Here is a 15,729-nt window from a genome sequence, read left to right on the forward strand (position 1 = left end):
AGTCACGCTGCGCTTTTACGGGTTCTAACCTGATTGCGCCCGGCTTGTTTTGCGGCATAAAGCGCCTGATCTGCGGAACGGATCACATGCCCGACCGGATCAGCATCGTTCTGCCAAGTCAATTCTGGTGGCTCACAAATTTTAATACCCACGCTGATCGTAATCGGTATCGACGCCGGATTGTTGGGCAGGTGGAACGGTTCGCTGCTGACACAATCACGGATCACGTCGGCCAGCCGCAATGCCTGCTCTTGTGAGGTGTCCGGCAGACCGACCATGAATTCCTCTCCACCTATGCGGGCCACAAAGCCAGCATTGCCAAGGGTGGATTGCAGTCTATTCGCGACCTCGACCAGAACAAGATCGCCGCCGGCATGTCCAAATCGGTCATTGATGGATTTGAAATGGTCCAGGTCTGCTAACATGACAGCAAAACTTTGCCCGGACTGGAGTGATCGGTTCGATATCTGGTCCATGGCGCGCATAGCATAGCGTCGGTTATGCAGGCCGGTTAAAGGATCTGTCAGGGATTCAATTAGCCCTTCGCGCATCGAGGCGCGTAAACGGTCGTCACGCGTTTTGCGTGCAATCAGCGCATCAAGCCGAAGCGAGATTTCTTCCGCGCTGAAACCGCCCATACAAATTGCATTGGCTCCCCGATCCAAAGCCTCGGCGGCGAGGCTGGCGTTGTGATCCTTCAGAACACCGATCAGTACAGTGTGGCGGGTGCCCCCCCGGGATCGAAGATCTGCCAGGACGTTCAGCCCTGTGGCATCGGCTCCAAGTTCAACGACGATCGCATCTGGGGTCGCTCCGGAAAGTACACTGTGCAGATTTGGTTGGGTATGGCATGCAATGTCGTGACGGGCCCCGTCGGCCAACGCGTTGCGCCACAGGGCGCCAACTTGGGCGGTTTGGGCAAGAACCGCAACTCGGGCAGCCGTAGGAGGAGCGATCAGTGATGCCGCCGGTTCGCCAAATCCGACGGATTGCGGATCGCCTTTGAACCGCATGTCCTGCCGATCGGCACGGGCCCGCAACAGGCTGCGCACGCGGGCCAAAAGCAGGGTATCCTTGAACGGGTGTGCAAGTACATCGTCCATACCATCCGCTAGCGCCTGAAGCCGCGCCGCCTTGTCGTTTTGCGGCACAATAGCGACAATAGGTACATCCACCAGCGCCGGATTCTTCATCATCAGTTTTTTGACGTCTACAGCAGTTCCGTCTGGCAGGCTGTGCGCGGTCAGCACCAAATCGGGCCGTGTTCGTCGCAACAGCGCCGCCAAGCCATCCAACTTCTCACCTTGAACGACCTGATACCAAGCTGCGGTCAACTGGACCTTGAGCATGATTCGATTGGTCGAAACCCCGTCGAGAACAAGTACGGTACCTTGCACGGACATAGCCATTCACCGTTAGATTGCGCGTGTTGCCAAAGTGTTTATGACTCTGGTTAACAAACCCTTTCCATGTTCCAATCCGAGACCAATTAATGCCGATCTCTGCCAATTCTGCCGAAACGCTTGCCCTTAATGTCCTGACTTGGCTTGTAGAAAATGACGAACTGTTGCCGGTTTTTCTGGGTGCAACAGGGGCTTCGGTACAAGATCTGCGAGATCGAGCAGGAGAGGCAGAGTTCTTGACATCCGTTCTTGATTTTCTGGTGCTTGACGATTCGTGGGTGATCGCTTTTTGTGACGCCAAATCCGTTCCCTATGATCTTCCGGGGCAGGCCCGTGCGATTTTGTCCGGGGAATCGGAGATGCATTGGACCTAATCTGCAGGAGATTTCAGCCATGCCAATTGACGCCCTCGTGTTCGACAAGGACGGCACACTTTTTGAATTTGCTGCAACATGGGGTGCGTTCGGACGGACAGTAGTGCTGTCGCTGGCCGATGGAAACCAGGAAAGGGCGGCAGAAATCGGGCGTGCTATCGGTTTTGATATCGTCGAGGAACGATATGAGACCGATAGTGTAGTCATCGCACAAACTGTTGATGAGATTGCAGAAGTTTTGGTTCCCCACCTGGAAAATCATTCCCATCCGCAGATCGTGGACATCCTCAACAATGCATCCGCCGGGTCGCGACAGGTTCCCGCTGTTCCGCTGGCGCCATTTCTTGAAGGATTGCGCAGTGCAGGTATGAAGCTTGGGGTTGCCACCAACGATGCCGAGATGCCCACGCTCGAGCATTTGGCTTCGGTTGGGATTCAGGACCATTTCGATTTTGTTGCCGGCTACGACAGCGGGCATGGGTTCAAACCCGGACCCGGACAGTTGCTGGCTTTTGCCAATCACGTGGATATCGACCCTGCGCGCATAGCCATGGTTGGGGACAGCCGCCACGATCTTGAGGCTGGAAAGGCAGCAGGTATGGTCACGATCGGAGTTCTGACCGGACTTGCCCCAGCCGAAACGCTGGAGCCATTGGCTGATGTGGTGCTGCCGGATATCGGGCACATACCCGGCTGGTTGTCCGCCCATTAACGTCACGGCATTGAATATCGTCGCTTTGAGCCACAAAAACGACAAAGCCTGTCGCATTTAGAGCGGCCAGCCGCCATTCTTCGGGGCTTGCTTGTAAAAAAGCAGGAGCCGGAGGACACAATGGCCGACACAAAGACTTCTCGGCGCCGCGGTGGTGGCCGCGCTGGAGCGGCTGCCCGACGTGGCACCACCGTGATCGAACAGATGCCGTGGAATCCACCGGTCAACACTGACCGGCCGACTGAACCTCTGGGCCCCGAGGGGATCGAAGCCATCCACGATGGCGCGATGCGTATTCTTGAAGAGATTGGCATCGAATTCTACAATGAAGAGGCCATCGGTATTTTGCGCGAAGCAGGGTGCACGATCGACGGTGACAATGTTCGTATGGGCCGTGATTTCGTGATGGAGATGGTGGCCAAAGCACCGTCGAGCTTTACGATCACACCGCGTAATCCGGATCGTCAAATTACAATCGGTGGCCGCAACATGTTGTTCGGAAACGTTTCTTCTCCTCCCAATTACTGGGACATGGAGATCGGCAAGAAGGTTCCCGGCAATCGCCGGATGTGCCAGGACCTTCTGAAGCTGACTCAGTATTTCAACTGTATCCACTTTGCTGGCGGTTATCCGGTCGAGCCCGTTGATATCCACGCCAGCATCCGTCACCTGGATGTGCTGTATGACAAGCTGACCTTAACCGACAAGGCCATGCATGCCTACTCGCTTGGCAAGGAGCGTGTCGAAGATGTCATGGAGATGGTGCGCATCGCCGGTGGGTTGAGTCACGAAGAATTCGAGGCTTCACCGCGCCTGTACACAAATATCAACTCGACCTCGCCGCTGAAGCATGATCATCCCATGATTGACGGCTGTCTTCGCCTGGCGCGGCGCGGCCAGGCAATTGTCGTGACTCCCTTTACCTTGGCAGGCGCGATGGCACCGGTGACGATGGCTGGGGCAGTCGCGCAGTCTTTGGCCGAGTCGCTGTGTGCGATTGCTTTGTTTCAATATGTACGCCCGAGTATCCCCTGTGCCGTTGGAACCTTCACGTCCAATGTGGATATGAAATCGGGTGCGCCTGCCTTCGGGACACCCGAGTATATGCGCTCGACCCAGATGACCGGGCAGATGGCCCGTTTTTATGGCTTGCCCATGCGTTCGTCTGGCGTTTGCGCTGCCAACGTACCTGACGGTCAATCGGTCTGGGAGACGTCGAATTCCCTTTGGGCGGCAGTGCAGTCTGGAACCAATATGGTTTACCACGCCGCTGGCTGGCTGGAAGGCGGGCTGATCGCCAGCCCTGAAAAGTTTATCATGGATTGTGAAGTCCTTCAGCAAATACAAAGGTATATGGACCCTGAGTTGGTTGCGACCGGTCCGGACGAGATCGCTCTGGATGCTATCCGTTCGGTCGGTAACGATGGCCATTTCTTCGGCATCCAACACACGCAGGATCGATACAGCACTGCGTTCTACCAGCCATTTCTGAGTGACTGGAAAAACTACGAAGGATGGGAAGCTGCCGGTGGTATCTGGACCGCCGAACGTGCGCATCACATGTTCAAAGAGATCATCGGGAGCTTTGAGGCGCCTCCAATCGACGATGGTATCCGCGAAGAACTGGCCGATTTCGTTGCTCGCCGCAAAGCCGAAGGTGGCGCGCCCACCGATTTCTGAACGGTGATGAAAGTACCGGAGTGAAACAGGGTAGCATTTGCAGCATTTGCCTGGGAATCTTGGGTGTTTGTTAAGATTTTTGAGATCAGATCGAGTGGCAAGCCAATTAGGGGCGAACCATGCACGGTCTGATCAACAGGGCGATACAATCTTTCGTCTGCGCTACGTACGGGCGCCCCTGCTGGCTGCGTGCAACCGAAAAGGCAGGACTCGGGTTTTCAGAGTTTGAGGCGATGCTGGTATATGACGTCGACATATCAACGCGTGTTCTTGATGCGTTGTGCGCCAATCTGAATCGCCCGCGGGCAGAGTTTCTGGAGGATTTGGGAACTTACCTGGTCTCACATCCCAATATGGAGGATCTGCGCCGGCTTCTGCGATTTGGCGGTGTCACCTACGTTGATTTTCTGCACTCTCTGGACGATTTACCCGATCGTGTCAGGCTCGCGGTCTCAGATCTGGAATTGCCGGCGCTGGAACTGACGGAGAACTCACCAGCGGAATACACATTGTGCTGTTTTCCTGGTCTTCCGGGTTACTCCAGCGTCATGACCGGGGTATTGCGAGCGATGGCCGACGACTATGGCGCACTGGTCATGCTGACCCACGACGGATGCCACGGTGAAGTTGAAGTGATTACCATAACTTTGGTGGAAAGTGCATTCGCCGCAGGTCGCCGCTTCGATCTGGGAGCGCGCAAATCATGATGAAGACGGTCGAGCTTGCGACACTTCTGGAAACTCTGTGCCCGATGTTTGTGCTGGTCGACGAAACCGGAAAAATCGAACAGGTCGGGCCGACATTACAGAAATTGCGACCTAAACAGCCGATGGCAGGCATGGAATTTCTGGACCTCTTCGAGCTGGTCCGGCCGCGATCCGTGACCACCATGCCCGCATTGATGGCCACAGCAGGTGGAAAATTGCATCTCAAGTTTCGGGATGAACCGTGTACGGCCCTAAAGGGTTTGATAGCTCCATTGCCGAATTCTGGCGGGGCTGTAATCAACCTGTCATTCGGGATTTCAATTCTGGACGCGGTGCGAGATTACGCCCTGACCAGTGCAGATTTTTCGGGCACCGATTTCGCGATCGAACTGCTCTATCTGGTTGAGGCCAAATCCGCCGCGATGGAGGCGTCACGCTCGCTGAATCTGCGATTGCAGGGGGCCATGCTAGCCGCTGAAGAGCAGGCCTATACTGACACATTGACCGGGCTCAAAAACCGTCGGGCCATGGATCATATTCTGGGACAGCTGATTTCAACAAAGTCGCGCTTTGCACTGATGCATCTGGATCTGGACTACTTCAAGTCGGTGAATGACAAGCTGGGCCATGCAGCGGGTGATTTCGTGCTGCAGGAAGCCGCGCGAATTATGCTCGAGGAAACCCGCAGCGATGATACGGTTGCACGCATTGGCGGGGACGAGTTTGTTTTGATATTCAAGGGCCTGCTGGACTGTGCACAGCTGCGCGGTATAGCTGGGCGGTTAATCGAAAAACTGCGCGTGCCTATGTCATTCGAAGGTGCAACGTGCTCAGTTTCGGCCAGTATCGGTACTGCCTTGTCAACTCAGTTCGAGAACCCCACAGCAGCCGAACTGCTGCATGCAGCTGACCTTGCACTTTATTCTGCAAAGAGGAACGGGCGGTCATGCCATTGCCTGTATTCCGAGCCGTCGGAAGCTCGGCAATAGAACCTCCACTGCAAATCAGAATTTTACGCTATCGGTCAGTTTGTCCGCGATCTGCTTTTGGATCGTTGGCAATTCGCCAACTGCCGGCATGATCAGCCCAGTGAAATTCGCACGCGCCAGTTCCGAGGGGATGTCTTCGAGGACATGCCCGCCGGTACATGCAAAAAACGGGAGACAGATTGCTTTAGCCCCAACGCCCGATGCGGCTTCGGATATCGAGGGCGGCTGTTCTACAAACCCCACGCGGATTCTGCTAAAAGTGATCAGGTGCTTCAACTTCTCTGCAAAATCCATGGCAACAGCAGCAGGGTTCCGGCTGCGCCCAGAACCGTGTGCCGCCAGGACGAGATCGGTCTCTTCTGGCGACCAGCCATGATCCTCCATTGCGCTTTGAAGCGCGCTTGCGACAAGGGTCGGCAAATCTGGGTCAACTCCCAAGGGATCAAGTATCCTGACCGGCCTTGATCCAATCCGCTTCGGCAGGGCGCTGGTGACAAACCATCCCCGGGCCATGAACAAAGGATAAATTGCCGTGTCCTCTGGTAATCTGTCCAGACAGGTTTCAAGGGCGCCAGGCAATGCCAGAGTTGCGGAGTGAACCGACACCTGAGCCGTCAATGCGTCGACCTTTCCAGCAAAAGCCTCCAAACTCGCCTCAGCCGGAGCTGGGTCCGATGGTTGACCATGGGCGACAATAACGGCGTGCGGCATATTTGGGGCTCCGGCGGTTTATCCTGCGATAGATGTCGCCTTAGGGGGCAGAGTCAATGTGGGAAACAGATTAGTGTCATCCAAGCAGGGTCAGCCACATCCAGACTGTCATGGTTGAGACGGCGGTACCAATCAAAACGGACGAAGCCGCGACCCGCTTCGCTCGATCGTATATGTTGGCAAAGATGTAGGCGTTGAATCCCGGAGCCATTGCCGCCGTCAACACGCCGGAACGGAACAGGTCTTGCGGAAGTGCGAAGGCCGAGCCCAGCAACCAGACGAGGCTTGGATGCAGAACCAAAGCGACGCAGCAAACAAACATGATAGCCCGCAAATCACCTTCAGGCCGGTACATGACCAGAACACCTCCAAGCGCGAACAGGGCGCCGGGTAGGGCGGCCCGGGTCACTAACCCAAGGGCCTCGTCTACGACTTCAGGTATTCCGATCCCGGACAGGTTAACGGCAAATCCAAGGGCGATACCCAATATCAGCGCGTTTTTGAACATGACCGTCAGGACCGACCGGGCCATTTGCGTACCACTATGGCCTCTGTTGCGGATCACTTCCATAACGGTGATCCCAAGGCCGTAGCAAAACGGGGAATGGATAGCGAGGATCGCATAGTTACCGGTCAGGCTTTCAGGCCCGTAGGCGCGTTCCGTGATGGGCAGTCCCAGCAAAACAGAGTTGGAAAACAGGCAACAAAAACCAATAGCCACGCAATCTTCCCACTCGCGGCCAAAAATCAGGCGTGCACCGAGAATTCCAGCGACAAAGCACAGACCGGCAGCCGAGTAAAAGCTGAGCAGAAGGCGAGGGTCGAAGCTGGCGCTTAGGTCAAGGTGAGAGATGGCGAGAAACAATAGGCAGGGGATGGCAAAGCCCTGCGTAAACTTCATCAGCCCATCAATGTGAGATTCTTTGAAATATCCCACACGGGTCGAGACATATCCTGCACCGATCACAAGGAAGACAGGCAAAATGACGTTGATCAGGTTTTGAAGCATGTCATTGCCTTATCTTTGAGGACACTAATGGAAATACTTCATCCTTGCGAAACAGCGGCTTACAGCGCCTGCCGGAGCACGAGGCCATCATGCGCAGGAGTGATGTGGTCAGCGGTTTCCGCCGCCACCGCCGCATAGTCCAGATCGATATGCATATTGGTCAACACGGCCTGTTTGGGTCGAAGGCGCTCGATCCACTCCAACGTTTTTTCCAGATGTGCGTGGGTTGGATGAGGAGAGCGGCGCAAGGCGTCGATGACCAAAGTATCCAGACCTGTGAGGTCAGCCCAAGCTTCATCATAAATATCGGAAACATCGGGAAGATAAACGAGGTTGCCCATCTTAAACCCAAGCGCATCGATTGAGCCGTGTTTGACCTTGATCGGGTGAAACGGGATAGGCCCGCCAGGACCGTTTATCTCAAATGGGCCATCCAAGGACTTCAGATCCAGAATTGGCGGATAGGGAGAGCCTTCGGGCTGCACAAAGGCATAGCCGAACCGTGCCAGCAGCTGGTTCTGAGTGTCGCCATCCGCCCAGACCGGCACGCGCGTCTTCATGTTGAAGACGATCATGCGCAGGTCGTCGATACCGTTCGTATGATCGGCATGGGCATGCGTGTAGACGACGCCATCCAAACGTCCAGTACCGGTATCCAATAACTGGCTGCGCATGTCTGGTGAGGTGTCGATTAGGACCGTTGTGGTGCCATCCGGTCCGTCCCGTTCAACCAGCATCGAACAGCGGCGGCGGATATTTTTCGGGTTCTCGGGGTCGCATTCGCCCCAATGCCCACCAAGTCGGGGCACACCGCCGGATGAACCGCAGCCCAGAATAGTACACCGCAACTCGTTCATGCGGCGGCCTTGTATGATGCGGCCTTGGCGAACAGCCGGTCGAAATTGGCCTGCGTCTGCGCCGCAAATTCAGGATAATCGAGGCCGAACACTTCGGCACCTTTACGGGCAGTGTGGGCGGTGAAGGCGGGTTCATTCCGTTTGCCGCGAAAGGGTGGCGGGGCCAGATAAGGGGCGTCGGTTTCAACGAGTATGCGATCGACCGGAGCGTTGGAAAAGATGTCGCGCAGTTCCTGACTTTTTGGAAACGCCGCGATGCCTGACATGGACAGGTAGAAACCCAGATCAAGCGCCGCTCGCGCCAGATCGGCGGAGGACGAAAAGCAATGCATGACGCAGGAATAGGACGCGATCTTGTGTTCCTCCGCCAGAATACGGGCCATATCATCGTCCGCAGCGCGGGCGTGGATGATAAGCGGTAATCCCGTGCGCTGAGCGGCTTCGATATGCACACGAAGCGACTGTTTCTGCACCGACGCGGACTCGGCGGTATAGTGATAATCCAGCCCGGTTTCGCCGATGCCGACAAATTTCGGATGCCGGGCCAGCGCGACAAGTTCATCGACCGTGACCATAGGCTCATCCGCGGCGCTCATTGGATGGGTGCCAGCGGCGTAGAACACTGGGGCGTGGGCTTCGGCGATGGCCCGGACGGAGGGTTCGTTACGCAGCCTAGTGCAGATGGTCACCATGCGGGTCACACCGGCCTCGACAGCGCGGTCAACGATTTGATCCAGCTGCCCTTCGAAATCCGGGAAGTCCAGATGGCAATGGCTGTCAGTGATTTCTGGGGTGGTGTTCATCTGCTCTGACCGGCGGTTTCCTGTATCTTGAACACCGTATCTAGGACCAGAGCGGCAGGGTCAAGGTTCACCGCCTGACCATGTCGCGCGCGGGCTGTGATCGTGGCAGCGACCTCGGCCCAGTGCCTTGCCTGATGCGGCGTGGCAGAGAGGCGTGCCAGAGTTTTGGCCTCGTTGGGGGCAGCCTCGGGGACAGGGGCCGCGCCGGTCGCTCCGGTCAACGCCAACCGGGACAGGGCCACGTCGATCAGCGTTAACAGCAGTTCGAACCGTTCGGCTGCCCCGCGCTGGGCGGCGGCCTCGGCAAGGGCTAGCGCGCGTTGTCGATCCAGACGGGGCAGGGTGCCCAGAATTGCGATCAGTTCGGTGTATATCTCAAGCCCGCCCAAGTTGATCAACCTTACCGCATCGCCCACGGAACCTGCGGCCAATGCCGCCAGATGATCGGTTCGGTCCGGCAAGTCGGTACCAGTCTGAGCCAGAGCTGTCTGCATATCGTTGCTATCAAGCGGAGATAGTCGCAAAGTACGGCAACGCGACCGAATTGTTGGCAACAGGCGCGAGGGTTGATGCGAAACCAGTAACAAAGTCGTGCGTGCCGGTGGTTCCTCGAGCATTTTCAGCAGCGCGTTCGCGGCGCTGACATTCATCTCATCCGCAGAATCGACGATCACGATACGCCGACCGCCATCCGCTGATGACAGGCCAAAAAACCGACCGAGCTTGCGAATGTCGTCCACCACAATCTCGCCCCTTAGGCGACCCTGATCGTTGAGTGACCTTGTGATCGCCGCCAACCCCGGTTCGGCCCCGGCCTGAATGCGGTGCGAAACCGGGTGGTCCGGGTCAATATCCAGCGTCTGAGGCGGCGGCGGTGCCCCGAAAAGGCCTCCATCATCCGATGGCGGTGTCGCCAGTAAAAATCGAGCTATGCGCCACGCAAGTGTCGCCTTTCCGACGCCACGCGGCCCGGTCAGAAGCCAGCCGTGATGTAGTCGATCCGAGTTATAAGCCGTCAGAAACGCATGTTCGGCCGCATCTTGGCCGACGATGCGTTGGGTTTCGCGCGGATGTGGCGCGCCGGGTGCTTGATCCGGGGAAGGGGTGTCGTCACTCATGAACTGTCTGTCGCAAGGCTGTGGTGACGATTTGTGTCACATCCTGCGCGACGCTGTCCATGTCCCGATTGCCGTCGACCACGCGGAACCGGTTGGCAAACTCGTTAGCCAGCGCCAAGAACCCGGCGCGCATCTGTTGTTGCAATGCCGGTCCGAAATCCTCGAACCTTTCTTCTGCACCCTGTCGACCTTTGGCACGAGACAGACCGATTTTTGGGTCCATATCGATCAGCAATGTCAGATCCGGCTCGCGTCCGATCATCAGGTTGTGCAATTGATCCACCAGCCCGCGCAAATCCCCGCGTGACAGGCCCTGGTACATTCGGGTGCTGTCAGCAAAACGGTCGCAGATCACAATCTTCCCTTCGGCCAGGGCAGGTTCAATCGTGCGCTCCAGATGGTCACGACGGGCAGCGGTGAACAGGAGAATCTCGGTTTCAGCGGACCAACGATCAGGATCGCCCTGCAGAACGAGGTCGCGTATTTCTTCGGCTCCGGCGGAACCGCCGGGTTCGCGGGTCAGAACCACTGGATGACCCGCGTTCCGAAGATGCTCGGCCAGCATCCGAGCCTGCGTGGACTTGCCGGAACCGTCAATGCCTTCGAAGGTCAGAAACAACCCAGCTTGCGTCACATCGATTCCAATGGGTTGTTGATGACGTCCTTCAGTACGATACCACCTACAGTCATCATGCGAATGACAAATCCACCCAGTTCCACATCCTGTGCCGCAACCAGCGGGCGGCGGATTTCTGGCAGACCCTCGGGCTGGATAACCAGCTCGGCCAGCTGCTGCCCTTTTCGGACGGGGGCATTGATCGGCCCCTCATAGACTACTTCGGCTTCAATGTCCTTCGCGCCCAGAACGGGGAACAACAGGGTCAGGTCTTCTTGCGGCACCAGCCCCACGGTTTTTTCCGCGCCCATCCAGACTTTGCCCTGTGCTATCGGCTCTTCCGCGTTGGCAACTGTCCTCTCGACAAAATTTCGAAACGACCAGTTAACCACGGCCTCAGCCTCCTCTGCGCGGCGGGCGGTGCTGTCGAGCCCCGAGAGGACAAAGATCACCCGGCGGTCACCCTGTTTGGCCGACCCGACCAGCCCGTATCCGGCCTCCTGAGTATGGCCGGTTTTCAGGCCGTCCGCGCCGATATCCAGTTTCAGAAGCGGGTTTCGATTGCGCGCATTCGAGGGCGCGCGGCCGTCAAACTCGAACGTTTCTTCCGCAAACAAGGGATAGTACTCGGGAAAGTCCGAGATCAACCGGTTTGCCAGAACGGCCAGATCATGCACGGACATCATATGACCAGCAGCTGGCCACCCGTTAGAATTGGCAAAGTTCGAGTTGTTCATACCCATTTGCTGCGCGCGCTGGGTCATGTAACGGGCGAATCCTGCTTCGGTCCCGTCGGGGCTCAGTGCTTCGGCGATGACCACGCAGGCGTCATTGCCGGACAGAACGATAATGCCACGCAGCAGATCTTCGACCCGGACGCGATCCTGCGTGTTCAGGAACATGGTCGAGCCGCCATAGCTCATGGCGTGTTCCGATACCGGCAGGGTTTCATCCAGCGTCAAACGCCCGTCGCGCAATGCTTCGAACGCGACATACAGTGTCATGAGTTTGGACATCGAGGCAGGCGGCAGCGGCTGGTCGGCTTCTTTGGATAGCAAAACTGTGCCGGTTTTCTGATCCATGACATAAGCTGCCCGGGCTTGTGTATCAAAAGCGTGGACGGGCAGCGCCAGAAGGGCCAGCCCGAGGGCCAAAGTAGTGGATCGCAGAGCGGACAGCATTACGTGCCTCCTGTTTTTCAGTTGCTGGCGGTAAACGCGTCGGTAAAGCCAAGGTCTTTTACATCCGACAGGATTGCTTTGCGGTCAGCCCGGGACTTTGCGGGGCCGACCAACACACGCCAGATCGTGTTTCCTTCGGTCTGTAGTTCACGAATGTCAGGGGTCATGCCATTCCTGCGAACTTTCTCTGCTGCACTTTTGGCATTGGCCTCGACGCTGAACGTGCCAACCTGAACATAAGGTTTGCTGAGCGACGACACGGTCGCTGAGCTGGCCGCAGCCGTCGTGGCAACGGCTGTCGGTTCGGCGGCGTCTATGGCTGCGGCTGCTCCGGCAATCGGGTCCAACGGCGTTTCGGTGATTTCGTCAGGGTCTTTCTTTTGCCACCACTTGCGCTTTGCAGGCGTCTCGGCAGGTGCTGCGACCTCAGGATCAGTTAAAGTTGCGGTCGTTACCGCGTCACTTTGGGCCGCCGAAACAGCAGCAGCGCTGGTTGCAGTTCCAGCCGCTGCGGCACTGGCAGTATCGGCGGCACTGGCGGTGTCATCGGTTTTCTTCTGCCACCATTTCCGTTTGGCAGGCTTTTCCTCAGCATCAGTTGTTTCAGCAACCTCAGCCGGATCCGATTCGGAGTCGTTGGTCGTTGTTGTCGCGACGGCGGCTCCGGCGGCAGCGCCCGCAACGGCGGCACCAGCCGCTGTCTCACCCGCGCCCTCAGTCGGCTTTTTCTGCCACCATTTGAGCTTTGCGGGCTTTTCTTCGGATTCAGCTTCGGCAGCTGCTGCGACATCTGTATCGGTATCTGCCTCTCCATCCGTCGCTTCGCCATCATCGCTAGGTGCGTCCTCGACGGGCGGGGGCGCGATCGTTTCGCGGCGCAAAGCCACCACTTGAATACTTGCCGGGGCACCCGCCAGCATCCCCAGTTCGGCGGCAGCCGACGATGAAACCTGCAACGCTGGGCCGGGCAGATTCCGTTCGCGCCGGAACAGGGCTCCGGTTACTGATTTGTTGTTAGCTGTGTTTTTGATCCGCACACGTTCGGGTTGAGACACGTCCGGGTGGGCGACCCATATGCCACCCAACGACGGTCGCCCGTCCCAAAGCCCGGCTTCGGTCACCTGAAAGACTTCAGGTGCCTCGACGTCCTTCTGTCCGCTGGAAGAAGCTTGCGGAAACAGCTCAATCGCGCCGCCTGTGTCCGCTGTATCGGAAGGTTTTTCCTGGTCAGCGCCGACCGAAGAGTTCAACCCTTCTTCACATCCTGCCAAAGCAGCTATCACCGCGGTCAGAGCAATAAGCCGGTATGGCCCATAGCGTTTGCCAGTCGCTCGATTCATTTCGATATCCCTTGCCTGAAAGGGCCGTATTGGCCGAGCCCCACCGCTTGTCAGCCGGATCTTTTGTCCGGTCTATTGCGGTCTTTCCGATGGATCATAACGCGACCAACTAACCATGGGAAGACCAGCGGTTGCGCTTCGGCAAGATTTCCCCGCTTTATGACTTGCCTCTGGTTGCAACAGCGCTTAGACCCTGCCGTCAAGCGGGGAGGTGGCAGAGTGGTCGAATGCGGCGGTCTTGAAAACCGTTGAACGTGAGAGCGTTCCCAGGGTTCGAATCCCTGTCTCCCCGCCACCTGCACCAGTCTCATTGAAATCGACGTGTTTTCTGGAATTGCAACGCAATTTCCGTGCTTGGTGTGTACGCTCCAATTCCCAGACCATCTGATTGGCTCCAAGAATCCCGCCGTATCGAATTAAAGAAAAAACTTCTTCCTGCAGCGCTCCAAGTGAATGTGAAGTTTGCACAGGTCGGTTAACGTGTAGGTGACACAAATGAGGTCACTGAGGAAAGCCGTCCGCTTGAAATGTGGTAAAAAACAGTAGATTACGGATGTCTTGCGGGTGGGAAAAATGTGTGTGGGTGCGCCAAAGCATCAAGACGAACCGCGATTTTAGACGACGTAGCGTCTCGTGTGAGTGTCCAGAATGGCTTTCTGTATTCTAAATTGATGAGCGTACCGAGATAATCCTGCATCAAACCAAATAGATTGCTACAGCTCACCCCAGATAATGCTTGTTGTTCACAATGTCAGAGAAACAGATAGTAGCAACCAACTTGTTTCTTGAAGTGCGTTCAGCAGCTAAAGAGTGATTGATGAAAAGCCTACTCATCACTGGTCTATTCGCCGCAGTATTCGCATCGCCAGTCATCGCCGATCAATCTTCTGAACTGACGGTTGGAAAAGGTAGGGAGATTTGCCGAAATTACTATGAAAACCGACCATTGGAGGACGCAAAGGATCACAGTGATCTTGGGTTTTGCTTGGGCATCACTCGCGGCGTTTATGTGGTGATGCGAGAGAACTGCAACATTCCCGGTTACGCCGGACTGCTGACGGTAGGGTCGGGTGGTACAAACAAGTCCATTGTACATTCGTTCTACAAAGGGGCGGACGACAGTCCCGATCAGTGGTCGATGCCGTTTACACAGGGATTAGTAGTAGCCTTGATTGAGTCATTTCCCTGCGATCCGGCGTGATCGAATGCGTTCCAGATGCCCAGTGGGCCGGATATACAATTCAAGCTTTGCACAACAAAGCCGCCATTCGGTCAAAATTAGGCAACGACCGCGGCTCACCCGGAAGCTGACTCTCAATCACTATATGTTCTTGAAGTATAACATGGGCAAAGCAGACGTCGGGTTTTGTTAAATTGAACGTCTATTCCGCCAGCGCTTGCTGTATCCGGTCGATCAGAGCTTTTTTTACAATAGAAAATCTTGGTGTCTGAGAAATTTCTTCTAACGTTGCAACCCAAAGCGGGACCCTGATATTGGGAACGTCGTTGGCCAAGCGCACCAGACGAGAATCTCTGTCGCCAACAAAATTGGGCAGAAACGTCTTGCCCGCTCCGGAAGCAGCCATCTGCTGAAGGACCAGGAAACTGTCTGCGCCGTTGGTCATCTCATCGGCTTTTACATTTTCTGCCAACCATCTTGCCGGAAGTGAGTATCCCAAGGCCCCATCGAGTTTCATCCACTTTCGGTTGGACTTCCCATCACTGTAGATGCCGAATGAGAGCTCGCCCGCGCATTCTCCGATGAGACCTTCCTCGAGTCTTATCGACGGGCGCACTGCGATGTCAGCGGTTAGTCTGGTCAGATCGTGATGGCTGTTACCACTGAGCAGGGTCAGTTCCAAGTCAGGGTATTGAGTAGAAATCTTGTTCAGAATCTGAGGCAGAATAAGCTGACAAAAGCTGTCAGTGGATGCGATACGTACTTGTCCGGCAGGGGAACGGTTTGCGCCCACAATTGTTCGCCCCAGGGACAGTACCGCGTCTTCAATACTCTCCATAGCCGAAAGAACTGTCCTGGCTTCGGGGAGCGCTGCGTATCCCGACGGGCTTTTTTGAAAGACTTGGCAGGCGTTTCGTCTCTCGAATGAGGCAACTCTGCGTAAGACCGTCGCATGTGTGACGCCCAATGCAGCAGCTGCTGCATTCAGTGATCCATGCCGGCTGACAGCGAGTACGTAGCGAATATCGTCCCAACTCTCATTGTTCATA

At 56.3% G+C, this 15,729-nt stretch carries 16 protein-coding genes, 1 tRNA gene and 1 pseudogene; 7 read left to right on the forward strand and 11 right to left on the reverse strand.

The genetic code is table 11. From position 1 onward, the window contains the following. Positions 1–2: 2 nt before the first annotated feature. Complete coding sequence (locus AC2TDA_RS02560) at positions 3–1,403, reverse strand: diguanylate cyclase (protein WP_480878710.1); 1,401 nt, start codon at positions 1,401–1,403, stop codon at positions 3–5. Between the two features lie 89 nt (positions 1,404–1,492). Between AC2TDA_RS02560 and AC2TDA_RS02565 the strand changes: the two genes are divergently transcribed. The 5 genes from AC2TDA_RS02565 to AC2TDA_RS02585 all read left to right on the forward strand — a co-directional run bounded on the left by AC2TDA_RS02565 (position 1,493) and on the right by AC2TDA_RS02585 (position 5,865). Beyond that, positions 1,493–1,777 carry a DUF3572 domain-containing protein gene (locus tag AC2TDA_RS02565; RefSeq protein ID WP_480846489.1) on the forward strand — a complete coding sequence of 95 codons (285 nt, stop codon included), beginning with the start codon at positions 1,493–1,495 and terminating at the stop codon, positions 1,775–1,777. A 19-nt stretch (positions 1,778–1,796) separates the two neighbouring features. After that, positions 1,797–2,489: an HAD family hydrolase gene (locus AC2TDA_RS02570; protein ID WP_480878711.1), complete on the forward strand. Its 693-nt coding sequence runs from the start codon at positions 1,797–1,799 to the stop codon at positions 2,487–2,489. 120 nt (positions 2,490–2,609) lie between these two features. Continuing rightward, positions 2,610–4,169 (forward strand): trimethylamine methyltransferase family protein, encoded by a 1,560-nt coding sequence (locus AC2TDA_RS02575; protein ID WP_480878712.1) that lies wholly within the window; start codon positions 2,610–2,612, stop codon positions 4,167–4,169. A 119-nt stretch (positions 4,170–4,288) separates the two neighbouring features. Next, positions 4,289–4,876, forward strand: coding sequence for a heme NO-binding domain-containing protein (locus tag AC2TDA_RS02580; protein ID WP_480878713.1), 588 nt, complete (start codon positions 4,289–4,291; stop codon positions 4,874–4,876). Beyond that, entirely contained in the window at positions 4,873–5,865 is a 993-nt protein-coding gene (locus AC2TDA_RS02585; protein ID WP_480878714.1) for a diguanylate cyclase domain-containing protein, read from the forward strand. Before AC2TDA_RS02580 ends, AC2TDA_RS02585 begins: the two co-directional genes overlap by 4 nt. 15 nt (positions 5,866–5,880) lie before the next feature. Here the strand turns inward: AC2TDA_RS02585 and AC2TDA_RS02590 are convergent, their stop codons facing one another. From AC2TDA_RS02590 to AC2TDA_RS02625, 8 genes are all read right to left on the reverse strand, one after another. Beyond that, positions 5,881–6,576 carry a CbiX/SirB N-terminal domain-containing protein gene (locus tag AC2TDA_RS02590; RefSeq protein WP_480878715.1) on the reverse strand — a complete coding sequence of 232 codons (696 nt, stop codon included), beginning with the start codon at positions 6,574–6,576 and terminating at the stop codon, positions 5,881–5,883. 76 nt (positions 6,577–6,652) lie between these two features. Then, a complete protein-coding gene (locus AC2TDA_RS02595) occupies positions 6,653–7,585 on the reverse strand; it encodes an AEC family transporter (protein WP_480878716.1) in 933 nt (310 codons plus the stop codon). A 59-nt stretch (positions 7,586–7,644) separates the two neighbouring features. Further along, positions 7,645–8,442 (reverse strand): MBL fold metallo-hydrolase, encoded by a 798-nt coding sequence (locus AC2TDA_RS02600; protein ID WP_480846497.1) that lies wholly within the window; start codon positions 8,440–8,442, stop codon positions 7,645–7,647. Then, a complete protein-coding gene (locus tag AC2TDA_RS02605; protein WP_480846499.1) occupies positions 8,439–9,245 on the reverse strand; it encodes a TatD family hydrolase in 807 nt (268 codons plus the stop codon). Before AC2TDA_RS02605 ends, AC2TDA_RS02600 begins: the two co-directional genes overlap by 4 nt. Then, complete coding sequence (locus tag AC2TDA_RS02610; RefSeq protein ID WP_480878717.1) at positions 9,242–10,363, reverse strand: DNA polymerase III subunit delta'; 1,122 nt, start codon at positions 10,361–10,363, stop codon at positions 9,242–9,244. The genes AC2TDA_RS02605 and AC2TDA_RS02610 overlap by 4 nt, the downstream gene beginning before the upstream one ends. Continuing rightward, a complete protein-coding gene (gene tmk / locus AC2TDA_RS02615) occupies positions 10,356–10,997 on the reverse strand; it encodes a dTMP kinase (RefSeq protein WP_480878718.1) in 642 nt (213 codons plus the stop codon). The genes AC2TDA_RS02610 and tmk overlap by 8 nt, the downstream gene beginning before the upstream one ends. After that, the gene (locus AC2TDA_RS02620) at positions 10,994–12,160 is read right to left on the reverse strand and encodes a D-alanyl-D-alanine carboxypeptidase family protein (RefSeq protein WP_480846503.1); all 1,167 of its coding nucleotides are present in this window, start codon (positions 12,158–12,160) and stop codon (positions 10,994–10,996) included. The genes tmk and AC2TDA_RS02620 overlap by 4 nt, the downstream gene beginning before the upstream one ends. A 17-nt stretch (positions 12,161–12,177) precedes the next feature. Next, on the reverse strand, positions 12,178–13,500 hold the full coding sequence (locus tag AC2TDA_RS02625) for an SPOR domain-containing protein (RefSeq protein WP_480878720.1): 1,323 nt from the start codon (positions 13,498–13,500) through the stop codon (positions 12,178–12,180). Between the two features lie 205 nt (positions 13,501–13,705). Here AC2TDA_RS02625 and AC2TDA_RS02630 point away from each other — a divergent pair. Then, positions 13,706–13,795: transfer RNA gene (locus tag AC2TDA_RS02630), tRNA-Ser, on the forward strand. Positions 13,796–14,317: 522 nt separating this feature from the next. Beyond that, on the forward strand, positions 14,318–14,701 hold the full coding sequence (locus tag AC2TDA_RS02635) for a Rap1a family protein (protein ID WP_480878721.1): 384 nt from the start codon (positions 14,318–14,320) through the stop codon (positions 14,699–14,701). A 181-nt stretch (positions 14,702–14,882) separates the two neighbouring features. Here the strand turns inward: AC2TDA_RS02635 and AC2TDA_RS02640 are convergent, their stop codons facing one another. Together AC2TDA_RS02640 and AC2TDA_RS02645 are read right to left on the reverse strand one after the other, a co-directional pair. After that, positions 14,883–15,473, reverse strand: a complete 591-nt coding sequence (locus tag AC2TDA_RS02640; RefSeq protein WP_480878964.1) for a LysR substrate-binding domain-containing protein — start codon at positions 15,471–15,473, stop codon at positions 14,883–14,885. 90 nt (positions 15,474–15,563) lie between these two features. Continuing rightward, positions 15,564–15,728 (reverse strand): annotated as a pseudogene (locus tag AC2TDA_RS02645) (helix-turn-helix domain-containing protein); the annotation flags it as partial. Position 15,729: the final 1 nt, after the last annotated feature.

Source organism: Ruegeria sp. HKCCD6426 (assembly GCF_057221115.1).

Bases quoted from the DNA above. Each gene is read 5' to 3' on its own strand.
- AC2TDA_RS02565 (WP_480846489.1), top strand. From the start codon at position 1,493: ATGCCGATCTCTGCCAATTCTGCCGAAACGCTTGCCCTTAATGTCCTG.
- AC2TDA_RS02570 (WP_480878711.1), top strand. From the start codon at position 1,797: ATGCCAATTGACGCCCTCGTGTTCGACAAGGACGGCACACTTTTTGAA.
- AC2TDA_RS02600 (WP_480846497.1), bottom strand. From the start codon at position 8,442: ATGAACGAGTTGCGGTGTACTATTCTGGGCTGCGGTTCATCCGGCGGT.
- AC2TDA_RS02595 (WP_480878716.1), bottom strand. From the start codon at position 7,585: ATGCTTCAAAACCTGATCAACGTCATTTTGCCTGTCTTCCTTGTGATC.
- AC2TDA_RS02580 (WP_480878713.1), top strand. From the start codon at position 4,289: ATGCACGGTCTGATCAACAGGGCGATACAATCTTTCGTCTGCGCTACG.
- AC2TDA_RS02635 (WP_480878721.1), top strand. From the start codon at position 14,318: ATGAAAAGCCTACTCATCACTGGTCTATTCGCCGCAGTATTCGCATCG.
- AC2TDA_RS02575 (WP_480878712.1), top strand. From the start codon at position 2,610: ATGGCCGACACAAAGACTTCTCGGCGCCGCGGTGGTGGCCGCGCTGGA.
- AC2TDA_RS02590 (WP_480878715.1), bottom strand. From the start codon at position 6,576: ATGCCGCACGCCGTTATTGTCGCCCATGGTCAACCATCGGACCCAGCT.
- AC2TDA_RS02620 (WP_480846503.1), bottom strand. From the start codon at position 12,160: ATGCTGTCCGCTCTGCGATCCACTACTTTGGCCCTCGGGCTGGCCCTT.
- AC2TDA_RS02605 (WP_480846499.1), bottom strand. From the start codon at position 9,245: ATGAACACCACCCCAGAAATCACTGACAGCCATTGCCATCTGGACTTC.
- AC2TDA_RS02610 (WP_480878717.1), bottom strand. From the start codon at position 10,363: ATGAGTGACGACACCCCTTCCCCGGATCAAGCACCCGGCGCGCCACAT.
- AC2TDA_RS02585 (WP_480878714.1), top strand. From the start codon at position 4,873: ATGATGAAGACGGTCGAGCTTGCGACACTTCTGGAAACTCTGTGCCCG.
- AC2TDA_RS02560 (WP_480878710.1), bottom strand. From the start codon at position 1,403: ATGTCCGTGCAAGGTACCGTACTTGTTCTCGACGGGGTTTCGACCAAT.
- AC2TDA_RS02625 (WP_480878720.1), bottom strand. From the start codon at position 13,500: ATGAATCGAGCGACTGGCAAACGCTATGGGCCATACCGGCTTATTGCT.